Here is a 21,008-nt window from a genome sequence, read left to right on the forward strand (position 1 = left end):
TTTTAATTCTTCTGTCAGTTAACTCTTGTTTTTTACACATAAATCACTTATTTCTTCCAATCCCTTCTATATTTCTGCTTTGTATAACCCTTTCCGTATAATTTTTAGTAGGTACTGGTGGTGCAAGTGGTTTTTTGCTTACAGGGTTTGAGTCTATACCTTTCTTTTGCCGATGATAGTTCTGTGCTTCTTGAACGGTCTGAAATATAGGCTCCCCATCATTATAGTTTCCTCTCACAGAGTTTGAGTTTATGTCTTTCTTTTGCCGATGATAGTTCCGTGCTTCTTGAACGGTCTGATGTGTAGGCTCCCCATCATTATAGTTTGAGTTTATATCTTTCTTTTGCAAATCAGCGTTCAATAACTTTGATATGTTTTGCTCCAGCTGGTCGCCTTTATAATTATTGTTAAGATCTTTGATTTTCTCTTTTTTCTCGATTATTTGAGCTAAGGACTCGACAATAATATCTTTGTTTATTCTTGAAGCATCTATTGGCTTACTTCCTTTGACAGTAATTTCACTACTTCCTTGCTTATTACTTACATTATAGCCCTGCCCTTCAATTTTTGTTGCCACTTCTCTTCTAAATAAATTGCAAATAGCATTTATTACCTCTTGAATACAATCTTTGATTGCCTTGAATTCTTGTGCTAGGCTCTGTGGACAAAATTTTAGAGAAGCCATACAAGAGCTCCAACAAAATTGAGAAAACCAATAAAAACCTCAGCAGTTTTATCAAATCTGGAAAAAATGCGCCTAAAATTTTTAATTTTACCAAAAAAACACTCAATCAAATGACGTTCTTTGTAGATATGCTCATCGTAATACCTTTGCACTTTTCGATTCCGTTTTGGCGGAATAACTACTGTACATCCCTTGTCTTCAAGACTTGTAACAAAGGCATTGCTATCGTAGCCCTTGTCAGCTACTACAGTAGAGTTATAGATACTTTCGGTCAACACTTGTGCCTGCGTAATTTCATTTCTTTGACCAGGAGTCAGAGTAAATTTAAGTGGATTTCCAAGTGCATCGACAAGCGCATGTATTTTAGTTGTAAAGCCACCTTTGCTCCTCCCTAAAGCTTCTTGATCCTTGGAGTTTTTTGTATATCCAGATGAACATGGATGGGCTCGGATGATCGTACCGTCGATTATAGCAACTTCTAAATCAGGCTCTTGTTTAGTATATTCAAGCAATTTTTTCCAGACATCTCTTTCACACCATCTTTTAAATCGCTTATGTATACTCCTGTAATTACCATAAGTTTTTGGTAAAAGTCTCCATTGGCAACCACTTCGCACTATGTACCACACTGCCTCTATGAATATTCTTAAACGTTTTTCATCTTTGCTGTGCATTCCTTTTACGCTTTTTATGAACTCTAAAATTTGTTTCCAATTTTCCTCTTTGATGTAATATTGCATATGGTAGTTTCTCCATTTTTTACCTATTAGGCTAAACTACCATCTTTTTCTCTCTTTTCATATTTTTTGTCCACAGAGCCTAAGGAAACGATTTGAATATGTGCGTATTTTTTACCTGGTGATAACTCTTCAGCATTCTGGTATATAGATTCTATTTGCTGAGGGTCAAGCATCATTGCATGACGTTTTGAGCGTGTTGGGTTTGCTTGTGTTTCGGATGACGACATGTCCTTAATATCTTGTTTTTTATTCTCACCATCAGCAACCATACCATCACTTGATTTCCTTTTTTGAGGAAGTGATGATAATAACTCTTCAGTGTTCTGATATATGGGCTCTTTTTTCCTAAGATTTTCGTTTTTGTTATCATTAAGCGCCTTATCATGTAACTTTGTGAATTGACTAAAATTATCTTGTATTATCTGCTGAACGTCTATTGGTTTACTTCCTTCAACAGTAATCCCACTTTCTCTTTCCTCACTACTCACACTATAGCCTTGCTTTTTGATTGCTTCCATTACTTGTTTTTTAAAAGCATCTTGAACATTATGTATCGCTTTTTTTGATCTAACACCATCTTCATTCAGAAGAAGCCTAATTCCTTTCATTTCTTCTTTTAAGGAGATGGTGCTTTTATTAGCTGTAGCATATAGTGATTCTTCTTCCCTTAAATTTTCATAAATTGGTTCTTGTACCAAGTTAGCATTGACAAACTCCTGTACTCTTTCTAGGCTCTGTGGACAAAATTTTAGAGAAGCCATACAAGAGCTCCAATAAAATTGAGAAAACCAATAAAAACCTCAGCAGTTTTATCAAATCTGGAAAAAATGCGCCTAAAATTTTTAATTTTACCAAAAAAACACTCAATCAAATGACGTTCTTTGTAGATATGCTCATCGTAATACCTTTGCACTTTTCGATTCCGTTTTGGCGGAATAACTACTGTACATCCCTTGTCTTCAAGACTTGTAACAAAGGCATTGCTATCGTAGCCCTTGTCAGCTACTACAGTAGAGTTATAGATACTTTCGGTCAACACTTGTGCCTGCGTAATTTCATTTCTTTGACCAGGAGTCAGAGTAAATTTAAGTGGATTTCCAAGTGCATAGACAAGCGCATGTATTTTAGTTGTAAAGCCACCTTTGCTCCTCCCTAAAGCTTCTTGATCCTTGGAGTTTTTTGTATATCCAGATGAACATGGATGGGCTCGGATGATCGTACCGTCGATTATAGCAACTTCTAAATCAGGCTCTTGTTTAGTATATTCAAGCAATTTTTTCCAGACATCTCTTTCACACCATCTTTTAAATCGCTTATGTATACTCCTGTAATTACCATAAGTTTTTGATAAAAGTCTCCATTGGCAACCACTTCGCACTATGTACCACACTGCCTCTATGAATATTCTTAAACGTTTTTCATCTTTGCTGTGCATTCCTTTTACGCTTTTTATGAACTCTAAAATTTGTTTCCAATTTTCCTCTTTGATGTAATATTGCATATGGTAGTTTCTCCATTTTTTACCTATTAGGCTAAACTACCATCTTTTTCTCTCTTTTCATATTTTTTGTCCACAGAGCCTAGGCTTACCGACGATTTTAAAAACAACAAATTCGTCATTCCGTTACGTGTTAGCGGCTGAGATACCGCGAATGAATCGCGGTATGACGTTAGAGAGCTGTGCTAGCTATAGTGCATACCTGACCATAAGGTGACAAGATTTTAAAAAGGCTCTATAACAGTTTTACACATGTATGAATCTCAATGAGCAATCAGATTTTTCTAAATAGCAGGCTGGAGAATATACCTAAGTTCCATTCCGCAATATTGCCTAAACTTTGTGGTGGGGACAAGGTGGTGGATCTGCTGTTTTATAAGCCACTTAGTTATGTGGATAGAAGCAAGTTACTATCTGATGCTCGAGTTGGAGAATTTACAACTTTCATTGCAAAAGTTTATGAGCATCAGTCGCCCACTTTTAGAGGTAGACCATATAAAATAGTCGTTGAAAGTGAGAGTCAGTATATATTCATAGTCTTTTTTAATTACTCAGTTAAGTATTTATATAAACTATTTCCAATCGGAGCTTCTGTGATCGTCAGTGGCAAACTCGAAAAATTTGCTGAACATTGGCAGATTACTCATCCAGATTACGTGTCGCTTGACATCAACCAATTTAAAGAAATAGCTTGCATAGAGCCAGTTTACCAATTATGCCGTGGCATTACCAATAAGCGCATTGGGAACATAATAAGCTCTAATCTAAAGGAATTGCCTGATTTACCAGAGTGGATAGATGATACATTAATCAAGCAAAAAAAATGGTTGAGTTGGAGGGAAAGCATCATAAAGTTGCACAGACCAAGCTCATTGGCGGAAGCTGAGGTTTGTAGAAAAAGGCTTGCTTATGATGAATTGTTTGCGTATCAGCTAGCGCTGAAACTTGCAAGAAAAAATCATGTGAAAGAAAGGGGAAGAGAATTTGTAATATTGAGTAAATACAAAGAGCAAGTTTTAAATGAATTGTCGTTTCAATTAACAAATGATCAAACTCGTGCAATAGATGAGATCTCAGAGAGACAAAAATCCAAGTATCGCATGATAAGCTTGCTGCAAGGTGATGTTGGTAGTGGCAAAACCGTAGTTGCACTTTTTGCGATGATAAATGTGGTAGAAAACAACATGCAGGCAGCTCTAATGGCACCGACTACTATCTTGGCGGAGCAACATTATAATTGGATTGAGGAAGTTTTATCCTGTACCGATATAAAAGTTGCGCTGCTTACTGGTAAAACTTCGCGCAAGGAAAGAAAGATTATCATGAACGAACTTGCAAGTGGTGTTTTAAATATAGTGATTGGCACTCATGCACTATTTCAAGCTAACGTTACATTTAAAAATTTAGGGCTTGCAGTCATAGACGAGCAACAGCGATTTGGAGTAATGCAGAGAAATCGCTTGGTAGGAAAAGGAGAAAATGCCGATATACTTTTCGTTACTGCAACTCCCATTCCAAGAACCTTGCAGCAAGCTATGTATGGTGATGTTGAATGTTCAATTTTGAAAGAAAAACCAAAATCCAGATTGCCAATAAAAACTGTAACTATGAACATTAGTAGGGTGCCAGATGTTATTGAAAAGCTAAAAGGTGCTATAAACAGGGGCGAAAAAGCATATTGGATTTGTCCATATATAGAAGAAAACGAAGAGACCAATATTGCTGCAGCAGAGATGCGTTTTCAGGAATTACAAAAAACATTTCTTGATAAAGTCGGGATAATACACGGAAAATTGACTCAGGAGCAGAAAGATCAAGTTATGTTTTCCTTCAAAAGGAATGAATTTTCTCTGCTTGTTGCAACCACTGTGATAGAAGTTGGTATAGATGTGCCAGATGCAACCATCATGATTATAGAAAATGCAGAGCAATTTGGGTTATCACAATTGCATCAGTTAAGAGGCAGAGTAGGGCGAGGAAACAAGCCATCTTTTTGTGTATTATTATACGATAATTTAAGTAAAAGCTCATCTTCAAAGTTAAAGATCATGTGTGAGTCACAAGATGGATTTTACATTGCTGAAAGGGATATGATGCTAAGAGGCAGTGGAGATATTTTAGGCACAAAACAATCAGGATGTATGGAATTTAAATTTGCTGATTTATATCAGGACAGAGAGCTGCTCAATCTTGCGTATAATAACGCAAAAGGCGCAATGGCTGATTTTGAATTACTGCTTGATATATTTGAATATAGAAGTAGATTACATTTTTCAAAATTTCAGTAGGAAAATCAGGTAACCCGCAGAAACGAAAAAACTTACTTGACACCCTTCGCCAGCCCCCTTATCATGATACTGAAGGTATTCAGTTATCTTCATCTGTGCAGGTTAAACAGCAAGAAAACAACGTAGTTGGCGTCTTATTTTTAATTTTTTGCACTATGTGTACCTTATGTCTTCACAACATTTCTGGGTTTTTACCTATATAAGCTGAAACGCGCTTATAAGTCGTTTAAGACAGTATAGTACGCCGATTTGCAGGATTAGAGAGTGACAACTAGGCTCTGTGGACAAAAAATATGAAAAGAGAGAAAAAGATGGTAGTTTAGCCTAATAGGTAAAAAATGGAGAAACTACCATATGCAATATTACATCAAAGAGGAAAATTGGAAACAAATTTTAGAGTTCATAAAAAGCGTAAAAGGAATGCACAGCAAAGATGAAAAACGTTTAAGAATATTCATAGAGGCAGTGTGGTACATAGTGCGAAGTGGTTGCCAATGGAGACTTTTATCAAAAACTTATGGTAATTACAGGAGTATACATAAGCGATTTAAAAGATGGTGTGAAAGAGATGTCTGGAAAAAATTGCTTGAATATACTAAACAAGAGCCTGATTTAGAAGTTGCTATAATCGACGGTACGATCATCCGAGCCCATCCATGTTCATCTGGATATACAAAAAACTCCAAGGATCAAGAAGCTTTAGGGAGGAGCAAAGGTGGCTTTACAACTAAAATACATGCACTTGTCTATGCACTTGGAAATCCACTTAAATTTACTCTGACTCCTGGTCAAAGAAATGAAATTACGCAGGCACAAGTGTTGACCGAAAGTATCTATAACTCTACTGTAGTAGCTGACAAGGGCTACGATAGCAATGCCTTTGTTACAAGTCTTGAAGACAAGGGATGTACAGTAGTTATTCCGCCAAAACGGAATCGAAAAGTGCAAAGGTATTACGATGAGCATATCTACAAAGAACGTCATTTGATTGAGTGTTTTTTTGGTAAAATTAAAAATTTTAGGCGCATTTTTTCCAGATTTGATAAAACTGCTGAGGTTTTTATTGGTTTTCTCAATTTTGTTGGAGCTCTTGTATGGCTTCTCTAAAATTTTGTCCACAGAGCCTAGCTAACACGGGGTTTCTTTTGCCTTTTTTTCTGCTTAGTAAATTTCTTAGCATTTAAGCTAAGGGTCTGTTGCAGTTTAAAAGTCGCTAAATTGCAGCGTTTAGAATAAAAAACGCCAATATTTTGAAGTACATATAAATAACTAGGCTCTGTGGACAAAATTTTAGAGAAGCCATACAAGAGCTCCAACAAAATTGAGAAAACCAATAAAAACCTCAGCAGTTTTATCAAATCTGGAAAAAATGCGCCTAAAATTTTTAATTTTACCAAAAAAACACTCAATCAAATGACGTTCTTTGTAGATATGCTCATCGTAATACCTTTGCACTTTTCGATTCCGTTTTGGCGGAATAACTACTGTACATCCCTTGTCTTCAAGACTTGTAACAAAGGCATTGCTATCGTAGCCCTTGTCAGCTACTACAGTAGAGTTATAGATACTTTCGGTCAACACTTGTGCCTGCGTAATTTCATTTCTTTGACCAGGAGTCAGAGTAAATTTAAGTGGATTTCCAAGTGCATCGACAAGTGCATGTATTTTAGTTGTAAAGCCACCTTTGCTCCTCCCTAAAGCTTCTTGATCCTTGGAGTTTTTTGTATATCCAGATGAACATGGATGGGCTCGGATAATCGTACCGTCGATTATAGCAACTTCTAAATCAGGCTCTTGTTTAGTATATTCAAGCAATTTTTTCCAGACATCTCTTTCACACCATCTTTTAAATCGCTTATGTATACTCCTGTAATTACCATAAGTTTTTGGTAAAAGTCTCCATTGGCAACCACTTCGCACTATGTACCACACTGCCTCTATGAATATTCTTAAACGTTTTTCATCTTTGCTGTGCATTCCTTTTACGCTTTTTATGAACTCTAAAATTTGTTTCCAATTTTCCTCTTTGATGTAATATTGCATATGGTAGTTTCTCCATTTTTTACCTATTAGGCTAAACTACCATCTTTTTCTCTCTTTTCATATTTTTTGTCCACAGAGCCTAGTTAACTACGGGGCTTCTTTTGCCTTTTTTTTCATTTGGTAAATTTCTTAAATATTTAGATTAGTTGCAATTTAAGAGCCCGTAAAGGGTGTCATTCCAGTGCTTGACACTGGAATCCAGGAATTTTATTAAGTTGGTGAGTATAAAAATAGCTGTTTTACGTTAAAATACAATGTTTTGATGATTATGGAAGGGCTGGATCCCAGTGTCAAGCACTGGGATGACATCATCATAAAGGAACCAGTGTCAGCTACTTGAATGACATCATAGGGGCGCTGGCCTGACAACCGTCATCCCGCTACGTGTTAGCGGAATCTGCTGTGGCGACATAAACTTAAATCATTTCAAATTTCAATCCAAAGAGGTATCATTATGTTAAACAACTTCAATTTTAAAGAATTTTTTAACCACTATAGACCTGCTGCAAAAGGTGATTGAAAAAATGATGTGAGAGGGGTAGAAGAAGAATAAGCAGATCAAGTAAGGAAAAAAAATGAGCTTTAGTTACTATAATATGAAAAAACACCCAAGAAACTTTCGTAATATAACAGGTTTAAGTATAGAGGAGTTCGAAAAAGTAGTAGAAAAAGTGAGGTCTGGATGGAAAAAACTTGAAAAACAGAAAAAGTGTCATGGTAGAAGATCAAAACTACCAACTCTGGAAGATAAGTTGTTTTGCGTAATTTTGTACTATCGCACTTACATAACACATAGATTTTTAGGATGCCTATTCAATGTGCACAACGCAAATGTATGTAGGTTACTTAAGAGAATAGAGCCATTACTCGCCAAAAAAGTGACTATAACAAAAGATAGAAGTATGACGCCAGAAAAAATACTGAAGATTTTGGCTGATGTTACAGAACAGCAAATACAGAGGCCAGAAGATAGTAAAAAACGGAAGAAATCATATTCAGGAAAAAAAAGAACCAACACTATGAAAACTGAGATTATTATCGAAGAAGGAGGAAGAATTTTATCAGTGTCAAAGTCATACCGTGGTAGAATTAGTGATTTTCGCATAAGGAAACAAGAAAAATATTTACCACTTGATAGCATAAAACATGCTGATTCTGGATATCAAGGTTGGCAAAAATTGCAAAGCAATGTTATAATTCCATATAAAAAGTATCGTAAAAAGCCATTAACTCCAGAGCAGAAAGAGCATAATAGAAGGTTAGCATCATTTAGAATGAGAGTAGAAAATAAGATCCGAGAGATAAAGATATTTAAGATTATGTCGAATGTTTATCGCAATTTTCAGAAAAAATATAACTTGAGGTTCAATATTATTGCTGGTATTGTAAATCTTAAGCACGCCTTTTAGTTAACCTTGATTTTATTCACCCTCCTTTCCTTTTTTTTATCGCTTGATTCGCAGCAGGTCTTATGAAACAAATAGTACGTCAGATGATATACAAAGGTATTATTTGCTGTGGAAATCAGTAATAGCGCAGGCGATGACTGATGCAGCAAGTAACTGTAAAAAAACAGAAAGCTTGGTAGAAAAACGTAAGGCAATTTCTTGGTTGTCAGACTTTAGTCAAGATTTTGTGCACACATGTATATTGGCTGATTGTGATCCGGTATACGTAAAAAATAAAATACAGCCAACCTTAAAAAGCCTTACTAGATAAAGCCTTTTTATATACTTAATGAGGTTTACTCCTTTTACCGAAAAAAATATAATTCAATCTCCTATCTATAGTTGCCTCTATATCTTTGATTAATAGCTGCTTTATCATGTTTACTTTTCGCTTTGCATCTTGAGCTTGACGCTCATTGTTACCACTGTTATTGCTGTAATTATTCTTATCACTATAACTACTGCCACTTGGTTTGCTACTGTTACTGAACTCACTACCCTTTTTTCTTCTTGTGTTGAGTATCTGTATTATCTTTTCCTTTAAAAAGGACTTCCAGCCTGTGCCAAGTAATAATTTATAGAGAAAATGCGGAGTAAGAAACGCCACTAATATTCGAATAGAAATTCCGTAACCGAGATCTTCCCTATTTTCATAATACCACTTGCAATATTGAAAAAAACGGTAAAACGCATTTTTGAAAGAGCAAAATTCTACAGCATACCAAAAACCATTGCTGAGAAACATGAGCACAATGCTGAATGTGTAAAGATACATTGTGAAGAGAAACAGTTTCACAATTATATCTTTTAGACTACCTAATATATAATTCAATAATCTTAATTTATAGAAAAGTGATATCATTTCACACCCACTTCAATATGGCTGGGGTGGAAGGATTCGAACCTTCGCGTGGCGGTATCAAAAACCGCTGCCTTACCACTTGGCTACACCCCAATACTACTTACATCAATAACACTATTAGCCCAATTAGTAAAAGATTTATTTGCTTTTTCTATGGGCATCACAGCAATAGCTGGCTGATCATAAGAATGCATTGCTTCGATTTTTTCTACAATTTTATCAACTTGATCATTTTTGCTTTTCATAATTGCTACTACTTCACAACTATTACTAATTTTACCTTCCCATAAATACAGAGAATTCACTTCGGGAAATATGTTTACACATACAATTAATTTCTCGTTTAACAATTCCTCAGAAACAGCCTTAGCCTCCTCAAAATTTGAAAAAGTTGCATAGACTAAAACTAAATTACTCATTAGAATTTACATAAACGCATTGCTACTATACTCTACCGAGATTTATTCATCAAGAGAAAATAACGCCAGCGCGTACTGTATGAACATTTGTTTGCAAAGGTAGTATGTTAAGTGTTATAGCTAGTTTGCCTCAAACGTAAAGGTGACATCACAGGGGCACTGGGATGACACCTTTCCTAGGCTCTGTGGACAAAATTTTAGAGAAGCCATACAAGAGCTCCAACAAAATTGAGAAAACCAATAAAAACCTCAGCAGTTTTATCAAATCTGGAAAAAATGCGCCTAAAATTTTTAATTTTACCAAAAAAACACTCAATCAAATGACGTTCTTTGTAGATATGCTCATCGTAATACCTTTGCACTTTTCGATTCCGTTTTGGCGGAATAACTACTGTACATCCCTTGTCTTCAAGACTTGTAACAAAGGCATTGCTATCGTAGCCCTTGTCAGCTACTACAGTAGAGTTATAGATACTTTCGGTCAACACTTGTGCCTGCGTAATTTCATTTCTTTGACCAGGAGTCAGAGTAAATTTAAGTGGATTTCCAAGTGCATCGACAAGCGCATGTATTTTAGTTGTAAAGCCACCTTTGCTCCTCCCTAAAGCTTCTTGATCCTTGGAGTTTTTTGTATATCCAGATGAACATGGATGGGCTCGGATGATCGTACCGTCGATTATAGCAACTTCTAAATCAGGCTCTTGTTTAGTATATTCAAGCAATTTTTTCCAGACATCTCTTTCACACCATCTTTTAAATCGCTTATGTATACTCCTGTAATTACCATAAGTTTTTGGTAAAAGTCTCCATTGGCAACCACTTCGCACTATGTACCACACTGCCTCTATGAATATTCTTAAACGTTTTTCATCTTTGCTGTGCATTCCTTTTACGCTTTTTATGAACTCTAAAATTTGTTTCCAATTTTCCTCTTTGATGTAATATTGCATATGGTAGTTTCTCCATTTTTTACCTATTAGGCTAAACTACCATCTTTTTCTCTCTTTTCATATTTTTTGTCCACAGAGCCTAGGATTTTTCTATAGTTTAAAAACAAAAAAAGGACGTTACTCATTGAGTAACATCCTTTTGGAGAAGGTAGAAGTTTTACTTATTACACTGTTCCTGGAGTTGTTGTAGCTCTTGAGTTGACAGGTTCTGCACTAGGTTGATCTAGAGATGCGCGTCGTTTTGCCAACTTTTCTTCGAGTTCTCTGTCAAATTCTTCTTTTAAAGGAAGAACTTGTTTTCTTGTTAGCGTAGAAGAACCAGAACCCATTCCACTATCAGTAGAATTACTGTGAGTGAGAGTTCTGTTACTCAAACTATCCAGGTTTTGCTCCACAATAGGATCACTGAGAACATCTTCACTGAAAGAACTTTGTCCATTTAAGTTAGTCAATGAGGCGCTTCTAGGTAGTTCTGGTGGAGCAACTGGAGTAAGCTTAGGAGTTAAGCTACTAGATGAATTGCTTCTACGGACTGTTGCAAAGTTCTGAGAATCTGAATCAGAGACAGTAGCAGTACTTTCAGTTCCTATAGAATTTAGTGAATTGCTTCTTGACAAGCTGTTAGATTGTTCAGAGTTTTTTCTTCCCAGTGAAGAGAATGATGATGACACAGACCTAGTTAAACTTTTGACAGAAGGCCTGTTAGCTTTTTTCTCTGCTCTGTCAAACATATTGCTTACGCTTGAGTACAAATGATTTTCTCTACATTCTTTAATAACCTTCTTAATTTCATCGTGATGTTCAGAGAAAACACTGTCGATGAAATAACTACCTTTAGGTAATGACCTTTGTGTTAACAAGTTATGCAAGCTTTTTTCATTTAAATTATTAATGAATTCTTTCTGTACTTGCCATCCAGAAGTATGTTCAATCTCCCCTGATTTTGCCTTCTCTGCCATTTTTAAATCAATTTCTGACGATATTCCAGAAAGTATATTTTTCACTAACCCAGAATTATTTCCTTTATCAGCAAAAATTGCTTTCATATCATTTCTTATTTCGTCAGATTTCTTAATTGCATCTGGAGTAAACCTTTTTACCTTATCTAAATAGTCCGTCTCACCAGATGCCTTATGGAACTTATTTGCCACTCCTTCGCCTACAAAACTAGCACCTTTTTTCAGTGAATCTACTGAATGTTCATAACCTTCTTTCACCTTATCTTTAACATGTACAGCACCATCTCTAACTTTTCCGGCAGTATATTTCGCCCCATCAACTGTTTTTTCTGCTGACCACTTGAGCCCTTTATATCCAGATTGAACTGCTTTTACAGCGACTTTTACAGCAAAATATAAAGCAAGACCAACTATAGCACCCGGTATAGCAAGTGTTGCACCAACTGCCAAAAGTGGTAGTACTGCCGTAAATAATCCACTTGCTGTACTTACTACAAGAATCTTATCTCCTTGTTTCATCTTAGAGAATTCTGTATCCCCTTTTAACAGGTCAGTAATTCTTTCTTTTAGCTTCTTGGGATCATTAGCAATATCTGAATTTGGTAGATTTTGCATCGTTTTATTCAAATCAAAACTATCTTCTGGTTGGTTTTGTTGAGTTCCAACAGAATTTGAATTTTTTTCATTAGGTGACATTTTAAACCTCACTATTAATTAAATATATTATAATTGTATTCCTTGATTCTTAAGTTAGTGTTAAATTGATTGCCAGTATTTATTTATCTTCAAATAATTTCGCTTGACGTGTTTTGTGGTAGCGTAGAAAATTAGGTCAAGAAGCTGCAGCATTTATGAGGTATAGAAAAAGAACACTCATCTTTTTAGCTGTTATAACTTTAATAATAATGGTTTTATTATTCAGCTATCATTTCCATTTTCACGAAGACGTAGTGCACTTAAAGAGTGACAAAAAAGAATTCAAAAAAAAGCCAGAAAATTCCATAGAGTCGACCATATTACATAGAGAAAAGGAAGTGTACGATCATGTTTTCCATCCTGATGATTAATTTGTAAATAAAATAGCAATTTATGTTTGCATTTTCTTATTAAAGAAGTAATATTAGCGTATTAATTATAGAATCAATCATTATGTTCGATGATAATAATCCTTGGAACCTGGGAAAGAAACCGGTAGGGAACAAAACTCCCAATAATGAAGATATTTTAAGTAAAGCTGTATCTGATATAAGGTTCTTTCTTAATGGATTAACCAGAAACAGGGGCAAAAAACCTTATTTCATCATTTTCATTATTTTGCTGTTCTATGCTTGCACTGGCTTTTATATTGTCCATCCTAGTGAAGAAAGTATAGAACTTACCTTTGGTAAATATTCTAATACAGAAACACCTGGTTTGCGTTATCACTTCCCCTACCCTATTGGCAAGGTTTTTAAAGTGAACGTTAAGGAAGTAAATCGTGAAGAAATTGGGGTAAGTAGTTCTTATGGGCGAGATACAGATCGCGGTGAAGGCGTGATGCTAACTGGAGATGAAAATATAGTCAACGTTAACTTCGAGGTTCAATGGCGCGTTAGAGATGCTAAGGACTATTTATTCAAAGTGCGGGATTACAAACCCGGTTTCAGTGTTAAAAATGCTGCTGAAAGTGCCATGAGAGAAATAATAGGTAAAAACACGATCTCTTTTGCACTTGGTCAAGGCAGACCAGAAATTTCTAGAGATACTAGAATTCTATTGCAGCAGATTCTTGATGGATACCAAATGGGTATAGAGATTTTATCTGTTCAAATGAAAAAAATTGATCCACCAGAAAAAGTAATCAGTTCGTTTAGAGATGTACAAAGTGCTCGTGCAGACAAAGAGCGTACTATAAACGAAGCATATGCTTATAATAATGATATTATACCTCGAGCAAAGGGTGAAGCGATAAAGATAAAATTAGATGCACAAGCATATGAAAATGAAATAATAAATGAAGCAAAAGGTAATGCAAATCGCTTTTTATCTCTTTATGAGGAATATAGACAGAATCCTTCTCTCGTTAAGAATCGTATTTATCTTGAAACTATGGAAAATATTTTCAGTAAGGTAGACAAAGTTGTTGTAACTGATGATCTGAAAGGTATGTTTTCTTATTTACCTCTTACAAATTTAGGAAAATAACCATGAGTAGTAATATTAAAATTGTTTTTGTTTCTGTATTTGTTGTTTTATTGATTGTTTTATCTAATTCAATATTTGTTGTGCAAGAAACAAAGCAAGCAATAGTTATACAACTGGGTAAAGTTGTAAGGGATGTTAGGGAAAGTGGCTTATATTTTAAGTTGCCATTCATAAATAGTGTAGAGTTTCTTGATAAAAGAGTTTTAGATTTAAGTCCTGATAAGATCCCAAGGGAAGTGATAACAGCGGATCAAAAACGTATTATAGTAGATGCGTATGCAAAATATAAAATAACAAATCCTGTTACTTTTTACCAGGCTGTGAGGAATGAATCAGGTCTGGTTAGAAGATTATATCCGGTTATAGAAGCTCACATAAGAGAAAATATAGGCAGATTTTCGTTGATTAGCTTGTTGAATGAAAAAAGATCAGAGGTTATGCAATTGATTCAGCGTGGAGTTTATTCTGAAGCTGAAAAATTTGGCATAGAAATAATAGATGTAAGAATTAAGAGAGCAGATTTACCAGAAGAAAATAGTTCTGCAATATTTCGCCGTATGCAAACTGAAAGGGAAAAAGAAGCAAAAGAAATTAGAGCAGAAGGAGAGCAAGCTGGGCAGGAAGTTAGATCAAAAGCTGATAAATTAAAAAGGGAAATTATCTCCAGTGCAGTAAAAGAATCGTACGAAATAAGGGGCCGTGGTTATGCTGAAGCAACTAGAATTTATAATGAGGCATTTAAGGTTGATGAAGAGTTCTTTAACTTTTATCGCTCTATGAGCGCTTATAGTAAATCATTTGCCGAAAATAATACTAAATTTGTACTTTCACCAAATAATAATTTTTTAGATATTTTAAATAAGGGGTGGAAATAGTCTATGAAAATTATTTTATCTATATTTGCATGTTTTTTGATTTCATTCTCTTCATACGCTAATGTGTTCGACTGGAACGCAAAAAAAGTTGTTGATGCTAGCACTACTGCATGCAACTGTAATCAAGGACTTGCCGATTTAGTGGAAGAACTCATTCCTGCGGTTGTAAATATTTCAAGCGAACAAATCATCAAACAAGAAAATAACAGCAAAACTAGAGTTCCATCTATGCCAGGAAATAATTTTTTTGATGATTTTAGAGAGTTTTTTGAGCACTTTGATCAGTTTTTTATGGATAGGGGCCCTAGTGTTAACAGAGAGGTGGTGTTGCTTGGCTCTGGGTTTATTATAGATAAAGGTGGAATCATAGTAACAAATTATCACGTTATTAAAAACGCCCAAGATATCACAGCTACCATGAACGATAATACTCATTTTAAAGCAGAAGTTTTAGGCTATGATGCAAGAACTGATCTTGCTGTGCTTAAGATCCATTCTGATAAAGACCTTCCTTTCGTCGCATTTGGTGATTCTGATGCAGCAAGGGTTGGCGATACTGTTATTGCAATAGGTAACCCATTTGGTTTGGGTAGCTCCGTTAGCAAGGGAGTTGTATCTGCAAGGTCTAGAGACATTAGTATCGGCACTATGAATGAATTTATTCAAACCGACGCTGCAATTAATAGAGGCAACTCTGGAGGGCCATTATTTGATTTAAATGGAAAAGTTATAGGCATTAACACCGCTATCTATTCCCCATCTGAGTCTGGCGGTAACGTGGGTATAGGCTTTGCTATACCATCTAATTTAGCTATGTCAATTATTGACACATTAAAAAGTGGCAAAAAAATAAAACATGGTTGGCTTGGTGTGCAAGTTCAGCCTATAACGAAAGAATTCGCTAAGTCCTTGGGTTTAAAAGATACAAAAGGTGCACTGGTTGCAAGTATAGTACAGGATAGTCCTGCAGAAAAAGGTGGAATTAAGGTGGGTGACATATTATTAGAATTTGATGATAAAAAAATTGATAGAATGACACAACTGCCTCAAATGGTTTCAAGAACTGAACCTGGAAAAAAAGTACAAATTAAGTTACTTAGAAAGAGCAAAGAGGTCAATATTAAGGTTGTGATTGAAGAATCTGCAAATGATGGTCAAGGTAATAATCAAGAAGAAAATAAATCAACATCCGATTACATAACTGGTTTAACTGTTTCAAACCTGCCAAAAGAATCAAAAGAAAGTAATCCTACAAAAGGTGTGATAGTTACCAATGTAGATAGTAACAGTAATGCCACGCTGCGTGGTATTAAAAAAGGAGACATTATTATCCAATTAGATGGAACCGATATAGAAAATACTAATGATTTTCAAAAACAAGTTGATTCAGCAGTAAAGAAAAACGGTAAAGATTCAATAATGTTGCTCATTTACCGCAATGGAAATCAATTCTTTACTTCGATAAAGTTGAAGAAGTAATTTTATTCACTAAATTTACAAAACAGTAGTGTTGTAAGCTCGCTACTGTAACACTTCAATCTTATAAAATAAATAAAAATCTACACTAGATTTCTTGCATAACCATATAAAAAACCAAAGGATGTCATCCCAGTGCCCAGACACTGGAAACTTCACTGTAATGAGCACATTGAGCAGCTGTATAATAAAAACTGGATTCCAGTGTCAGCTACTTGCATGACGCCGTCATAAAGGAACCAGTGTCGGCTACTTGGATGACACCATAGGGGTTACTTGGGTGATACTATAGGAGGTCTAACATGAACTTTCTAAAATTCATTGAACTGTGCTTTCAAACAGTGGTGCCGGGATGTGAGTATAATGATTATCAGTACATAAAAGTCATAGCAGACAGGCTGGAAGCAGCGAATGCTGGCGAAGTAAGGCGCATAATACTCAATATGCCTCCGCGTTCAATGAAGTCCATATGTGTAAGTGTTGCGTGGCCCGCATGGATACTGGGAAATCAGCCAACTGCAAGAATAATAGTTGCAAGTTATTCTAAGTTGCTTAGCGAAAAACATTCGCTCGATACGAGGTGCATAATGCAATCTGATTGGTATAAAAAGCTATTTCCAGAGGTAGAACTATCCAAAGACCAGAACACTAAATATAAATTCCAAACAGTGCAGAGAGGATACAGAATCGCAACATCAGTTGGAGGAACATTAACCGGTGAAGGTGGTGACTTTATTATTGTGGATGATCCGCTTAACCCTGCTCAAGCTTTGAGTGAAACATTTAGAAAACGTGCCACAAACTGGTTCGATCAGACTTTAGTAACGAGACTCAACGATAGAAAAAAAGGAGTAATTGTGCTTGTGATGCATAGGCTCCACCTGGAAAACTTAACTGGGCACCTCTTATCCAAGCCAAAAAACATATGGCATCACATTTGTTTGCCAATGATTTCTGAAAATAAGGAGGTTATTTATTCAATTAATAACCATACTGGTGTCATTCCAACCCCCCCTCCTGTCATCCCAGTGCCCAGACACTGGGATCCAGAAAATTCAACCGCAAAAGACTGGATTCCAGCATCAAGTGCTGGAATGACACTACCTGCAAGAGTATTATACTCAAGAGAAGAGAATGAGTTATTATATCCCCTGGAGGGAGGAAGAGAAGAAGTTGAGATGATAAAAGTTGAACTCGGGAGTTACGCTTTTGCTGCTCAATATCAACAAAACCCCCTGCCGCTTTCAAGTGGTATAATAAAACAAGAGTGGCTAAAGCGCTATAAAAATTTCCCTGATAATCTCTCACATGTAACTCAAAGCTGGGACACTGCAGTTTCAACAAACGATTCCAGCGACTTTAGCGTCTGCACCACCTGGGCAAAAATAGATAATAAATTCTATTTACTTGATGTATATCGAGCAAAGCTTGAGTACCCAAAGCTTAAAGAGCAAGTTCTGTCACTAGGCTCTGTGGACAAAATTTTAGAGAAGCCATACAAGAGCTCCAACAAAATTGAGAAAACCAATAAAAACCTCAGCAGTTTTATCAAATCTGGAAAAAATGCGCCTAAAATTTTTAATTTTACCAAAAAAACACTCAATCAAATGACGTTCTTTGTAGATATGCTCATCGTAATACCTTTGCACTTTTCGATTCCGTTTTGGCGGAATAACTACTGTACATCCCTTGTCTTCAAGACTTGTAACAAAGGCATTGCTATCGTAGCCCTTGTCAGCTACTACAGTAGAGTTATAGATACTTTCGGTCAACACTTGTGCCTGCGTAATTTCATTTCTTTGACCAGGAGTCAGAGTAAATTTAAGTGGATTTCCAAGTGCATCGACAAGCGCATGTATTTTAGTTGTAAAGCCACCTTTGCTCCTCCCTAAAGCTTCTTGATCCTTGGAGTTTTTTGTATATCCAGATGAACATGGATGGGCTCGGATGATCGTACCGTCGATTATAGCAACTTCTAAATCAGGCTCTTGTTTAGTATATTCAAGCAATTTTTTCCAGACATCTCTTTCACACCATCTTTTAAATCGCTTATGTATACTCCTGTAATTACCATAAGTTTTTGGTAAAAGTCTCCATTGGCAACCACTTCGCACTATGTACCACACTGCCTCTATGAATATTCTTAAACGTTTTTCATCTTTAGACCTGCTGCGAATCAAGCGATAAAAAAAAGGAAAGGAGGGTGAATAAAATCAAGGTTAACTAAAAGGCGTGCTTAAGATTTACAATACCAGCAATAATATTGAACCTCAAGTTATATTTTTTCTGAAAATTGCGATAAACATTCGACATAATCTTAAATATCTTTATCTCTCGGATCTTATTTTCTACTCTCATTCTAAATGATGCTAACCTTCTATTATGCTCTTTCTGCTCTGGAGTTAATGGCTTTTTACGATACTTTTTATATGGAATTATAACATTGCTTTGCAATTTTTGCCAACCTTGATATCCAGAATCAGCATGTTTTATGCTATCAAGTGGTAAATATTTTTCTTGTTTCCTTATGCGAAAATCACTAATTCTACCACGGTATGACTTTGACACTGATAAAATTCTTCCTCCTTCTTCGATAATAATCTCAGTTTTCATAGTGTTGGTTCTTTTTTTTCCTGAATATGATTTCTTCCGTTTTTTACTATCTTCTGGCCTCTGTATTTGCTGTTCTGTAACATCAGCCAAAATCTTCAGTATTTTTTCTGGCGTCATACTTCTATCTTTTGTTATAGTCACTTTTTTGGCGAGTAATGGCTCTATTCTCTTAAGTAACCTACATACATTTGCGTTGTGCACATTGAATAGGCATCCTAAAAATCTATGTGTTATGTAAGTGCGATAGTACAAAATTACGCAAAACAACTTATCTTCCAGAGTTGGTAGTTTTGATCTTCTACCATGACACTTTTTCTGTTTTTCAAGTTTTTTCCATCCAGACCTCACTTTTTCTACTACTTTTTCGAACTCCTCTATACTTAAACCTGTTATATTACGAAAGTTTCTTGGGTGTTTTTTCATATTATAGTAACTAAAGCTCATTTTTTTTCCTTACTTGATCTGCTTATTCTTCTTCTACCCCTCTCACATCATTTTTTCAATCACCTTTTGCAGCAGGTCTTTTGCTGTGCATTCCTTTTACGCTTTTTATGAACTCTAAAATTTGTTTCCAATTTTCCTCTTTGATGTAATATTGCATATGGTAGTTTCTCCATTTTTTACCTATTAGGCTAAACTACCATCTTTTTCTCTCTTTTCATATTTTTTGTCCACAGAGCCTAGTAGAAATCGTTTTTGTAATTGCAACATTCGTGCAATCTTTAACCATAAATATTTAAAAAATTTACCAAATGAAAAAAAAGGCAAAAGAAACCCCGTGGTGGTTGGCTATTTACCATGTACTAAAATATCGGCGTTTTTTTTATTCTAAAACGCTTGATTAAGAGCGATTTAGCTGCTTTTAACTTGCAACTAACCTACACCGCAAGTGTTTAAGAAATTTACTAAGCAGGAAAAAAGGCAAAGAAACCCCGTAGTAGCTAGCATTCAAATTCTCCCTTGTCAATTTGACGTTTTTTGCTGTCTTAAACGCTTTGTAAGCGCGTTTCGGCTTATATAGGTAAAAACCCAGAAATTTTTAAAGACATGCGATGCACGTAGTGCGAAAAATTAAACATGAGACGCCAAATACCCTAAGTTTTTTGTCATTAACCTGCACAGATTGCGAAGATAAATAAATAGCTTCAGTTTTATGATAAGGGAGCTGGCGAGGCTTGTCAAGGAAGTTTTTCGTTTCATCCAATGCGCTGCCAAAAGCTATGCAAAAAGTCCAATGAGTTAACTCCCATATATCCTGAGTAATTCTTGTGCATTAGCTTTGATTAGGATAGGGCATTTTCTATCATTTGATAGGGAACGCAATATTTCAGTTGCACCCTTAACGTCGTTATTGTGTATCTTTACTATAGCGATGGCTTCTTGGCTTGAATAAGGGTATACTGTGCTTGATTCTAAATTATCAATTTTGTCTTTATTTATTTTTTCACCGTTGGAGTGAAGTAAGCTCATTACTTCTAAATATTGTGCTAACTCACGCAAAACACCAGGAGCATCTTTATCATCTGCCAAATCATTATAAATAGATGCTGTGTCTGTTGGCATTGAATCTGAGATATGATTGAATGCGCGTTCAAAATTTGCTAAATACTCCCAATTTGAATCTATTTCTTCTAGCAGCGGCTTATTATCTTTTTTTAAGAATAATACTTCGTAAAACTTGTCACCTGCAGTTATAGATTGTTTTGTGTTATCAATGTTGCGCAATAAGTATAATGTGATGCCAACTAACATTGGCGCGAGTGCAAGCAGAAAGATGTATTTTTTCATGGTAATATTCCAAATAGTTATATATTTATACATTAATGCTTTTGATTTGCAAAAACATATTGACATAGTGATTATATCACATAATAATATTCTCAAAGTTGTTTGAATAGTTGGAGATTAAAATATTTCTAAAGTAGAAATAAAGACAGCAGTATTAAGCTAAATTATTTTTTGTCGGAT

The 21,008-nt window shown here is 35.5% G+C and carries 18 protein-coding genes, 1 tRNA gene and 2 pseudogenes; 8 read left to right on the forward strand and 13 right to left on the reverse strand.

The window, feature by feature from the left end; translation table 11 throughout:
- Positions 1-43: 43 nt before the first annotated feature.
- The 4 genes from OPR60_RS03275 to OPR60_RS03290 are packed head-to-tail and all read right to left on the reverse strand — an operon-like array spanning position 44 to position 2,926.
- Entirely contained in the window at positions 44-685 is a 642-nt protein-coding gene (locus tag OPR60_RS03275) for a hypothetical protein (RefSeq protein WP_265040031.1), read from the reverse strand.
- On the reverse strand, positions 673-1,425 hold the full coding sequence (locus OPR60_RS03280) for an IS5 family transposase (protein ID WP_265039632.1): 753 nt from the start codon (positions 1,423-1,425) through the stop codon (positions 673-675). The genes OPR60_RS03275 and OPR60_RS03280 overlap by 13 nt, the downstream gene beginning before the upstream one ends.
- Before the next feature lie 26 nt (positions 1,426-1,451).
- Entirely contained in the window at positions 1,452-2,186 is a 735-nt protein-coding gene (locus OPR60_RS03285; protein WP_265040032.1) for a hypothetical protein, read from the reverse strand.
- Entirely contained in the window at positions 2,174-2,926 is a 753-nt protein-coding gene (locus OPR60_RS03290; RefSeq protein ID WP_265040033.1) for an IS5 family transposase, read from the reverse strand. Before OPR60_RS03290 ends, OPR60_RS03285 begins: the two co-directional genes overlap by 13 nt.
- Positions 2,927-3,189: 263 nt before the next feature.
- Here OPR60_RS03290 and recG point away from each other — a divergent pair, with 263 nt between their 5' ends.
- Together recG and OPR60_RS03300 are read left to right on the forward strand one after the other, a co-directional pair.
- Positions 3,190-5,211 carry an ATP-dependent DNA helicase RecG gene (gene recG, locus OPR60_RS03295; RefSeq protein WP_265040034.1) on the forward strand — a complete coding sequence of 674 codons (2,022 nt, stop codon included), beginning with the start codon at positions 3,190-3,192 and terminating at the stop codon, positions 5,209-5,211.
- A gap of 354 nt (positions 5,212-5,565) precedes the next feature.
- Positions 5,566-6,318, forward strand: coding sequence for an IS5 family transposase (locus OPR60_RS03300; protein ID WP_265040035.1), 753 nt, complete (start codon positions 5,566-5,568; stop codon positions 6,316-6,318).
- A 183-nt stretch (positions 6,319-6,501) separates the two neighbouring features.
- Here the strand turns inward: OPR60_RS03300 and OPR60_RS03305 are convergent, their stop codons facing one another.
- Positions 6,502-7,254 carry an IS5 family transposase gene (locus OPR60_RS03305; protein WP_265039632.1) on the reverse strand — a complete coding sequence of 251 codons (753 nt, stop codon included), beginning with the start codon at positions 7,252-7,254 and terminating at the stop codon, positions 6,502-6,504.
- Positions 7,255-7,850: 596 nt separating this feature from the next.
- Between OPR60_RS03305 and OPR60_RS03310 the strand changes: the two genes are divergently transcribed.
- Positions 7,851-8,663, forward strand: coding sequence for a transposase (locus OPR60_RS03310; RefSeq protein ID WP_265040287.1), 813 nt, complete (start codon positions 7,851-7,853; stop codon positions 8,661-8,663).
- A 325-nt stretch (positions 8,664-8,988) separates the two neighbouring features.
- Here the strand turns inward: OPR60_RS03310 and OPR60_RS03315 are convergent, their stop codons facing one another.
- From OPR60_RS03315 to walE1, 5 genes are all read right to left on the reverse strand, one after another.
- Positions 8,989-9,447 (reverse strand): hypothetical protein, encoded by a 459-nt coding sequence (locus OPR60_RS03315; protein WP_245611016.1) that lies wholly within the window; start codon positions 9,445-9,447, stop codon positions 8,989-8,991.
- Positions 9,448-9,582: 135 nt separating this feature from the next.
- Positions 9,583-9,657, reverse strand: a tRNA-Gln gene (locus tag OPR60_RS03320).
- Complete coding sequence (gene cutA / locus OPR60_RS03325; protein WP_265040036.1) at positions 9,648-9,983, reverse strand: divalent-cation tolerance protein CutA; 336 nt, start codon at positions 9,981-9,983, stop codon at positions 9,648-9,650. The genes OPR60_RS03320 and cutA overlap by 10 nt, the downstream gene beginning before the upstream one ends.
- Positions 9,984-10,180: 197 nt before the next feature.
- Positions 10,181-10,933, reverse strand: coding sequence for an IS5 family transposase (locus tag OPR60_RS03330; protein WP_265039632.1), 753 nt, complete (start codon positions 10,931-10,933; stop codon positions 10,181-10,183).
- A 164-nt stretch (positions 10,934-11,097) separates the two neighbouring features.
- The gene (gene walE1, locus OPR60_RS03335; protein WP_156517990.1) at positions 11,098-12,588 is read right to left on the reverse strand and encodes an actin bundler; all 1,491 of its coding nucleotides are present in this window, start codon (positions 12,586-12,588) and stop codon (positions 11,098-11,100) included.
- 453 nt (positions 12,589-13,041) lie between these two features.
- Between walE1 and hflK the strand changes: the two genes are divergently transcribed.
- The 5 genes and pseudogenes from hflK to OPR60_RS03360 all read left to right on the forward strand — a co-directional run.
- Positions 13,042-14,076, forward strand: a complete 1,035-nt coding sequence (gene hflK, locus OPR60_RS03340) for an FtsH protease activity modulator HflK (protein ID WP_010962866.1) — start codon at positions 13,042-13,044, stop codon at positions 14,074-14,076.
- A 2-nt stretch (positions 14,077-14,078) separates the two neighbouring features.
- The gene (gene hflC, locus OPR60_RS03345; RefSeq protein ID WP_012673275.1) at positions 14,079-14,951 is read left to right on the forward strand and encodes a protease modulator HflC; all 873 of its coding nucleotides are present in this window, start codon (positions 14,079-14,081) and stop codon (positions 14,949-14,951) included.
- 3 nt (positions 14,952-14,954) lie between these two features.
- Positions 14,955-16,430: a DegQ family serine endoprotease gene (locus OPR60_RS03350; RefSeq protein ID WP_065094533.1), complete on the forward strand. Its 1,476-nt coding sequence runs from the start codon at positions 14,955-14,957 to the stop codon at positions 16,428-16,430.
- Between the two features lie 117 nt (positions 16,431-16,547).
- A pseudogene (locus OPR60_RS03355) lies at positions 16,548-16,652 on the forward strand (WPE palindromic element domain-containing protein); the annotation flags it as partial.
- Positions 16,653-16,729: 77 nt separating this feature from the next.
- A pseudogene (locus OPR60_RS03360) lies at positions 16,730-17,899 on the forward strand (WPE palindromic element domain-containing protein); the annotation flags it as partial.
- A 12-nt stretch (positions 17,900-17,911) separates the two neighbouring features.
- On the opposite strand, the gene OPR60_RS03365 reads toward OPR60_RS03360, so the two are convergent.
- The 3 genes from OPR60_RS03365 to OPR60_RS03375 all read right to left on the reverse strand — a co-directional run bounded on the left by OPR60_RS03365 (position 17,912) and on the right by OPR60_RS03375 (position 20,894).
- On the reverse strand, positions 17,912-18,607 hold the full coding sequence (locus OPR60_RS03365; protein ID WP_265039936.1) for an IS5 family transposase: 696 nt from the start codon (positions 18,605-18,607) through the stop codon (positions 17,912-17,914).
- Between the two features lie 43 nt (positions 18,608-18,650).
- Positions 18,651-19,463 carry a transposase gene (locus OPR60_RS03370; RefSeq protein WP_265040287.1) on the reverse strand — a complete coding sequence of 271 codons (813 nt, stop codon included), beginning with the start codon at positions 19,461-19,463 and terminating at the stop codon, positions 18,651-18,653.
- A gap of 816 nt (positions 19,464-20,279) precedes the next feature.
- Positions 20,280-20,894 (reverse strand): hypothetical protein, encoded by a 615-nt coding sequence (locus OPR60_RS03375; RefSeq protein ID WP_265040037.1) that lies wholly within the window; start codon positions 20,892-20,894, stop codon positions 20,280-20,282.
- Positions 20,895-21,008 lie beyond the last annotated feature (114 nt).

The organism is Wolbachia endosymbiont (group A) of Trypoxylon clavicerum (assembly GCF_947251665.1).
Taxonomy (GTDB): Bacteria; Pseudomonadota; Alphaproteobacteria; order Rickettsiales; family Anaplasmataceae; genus Wolbachia; species Wolbachia pipientis.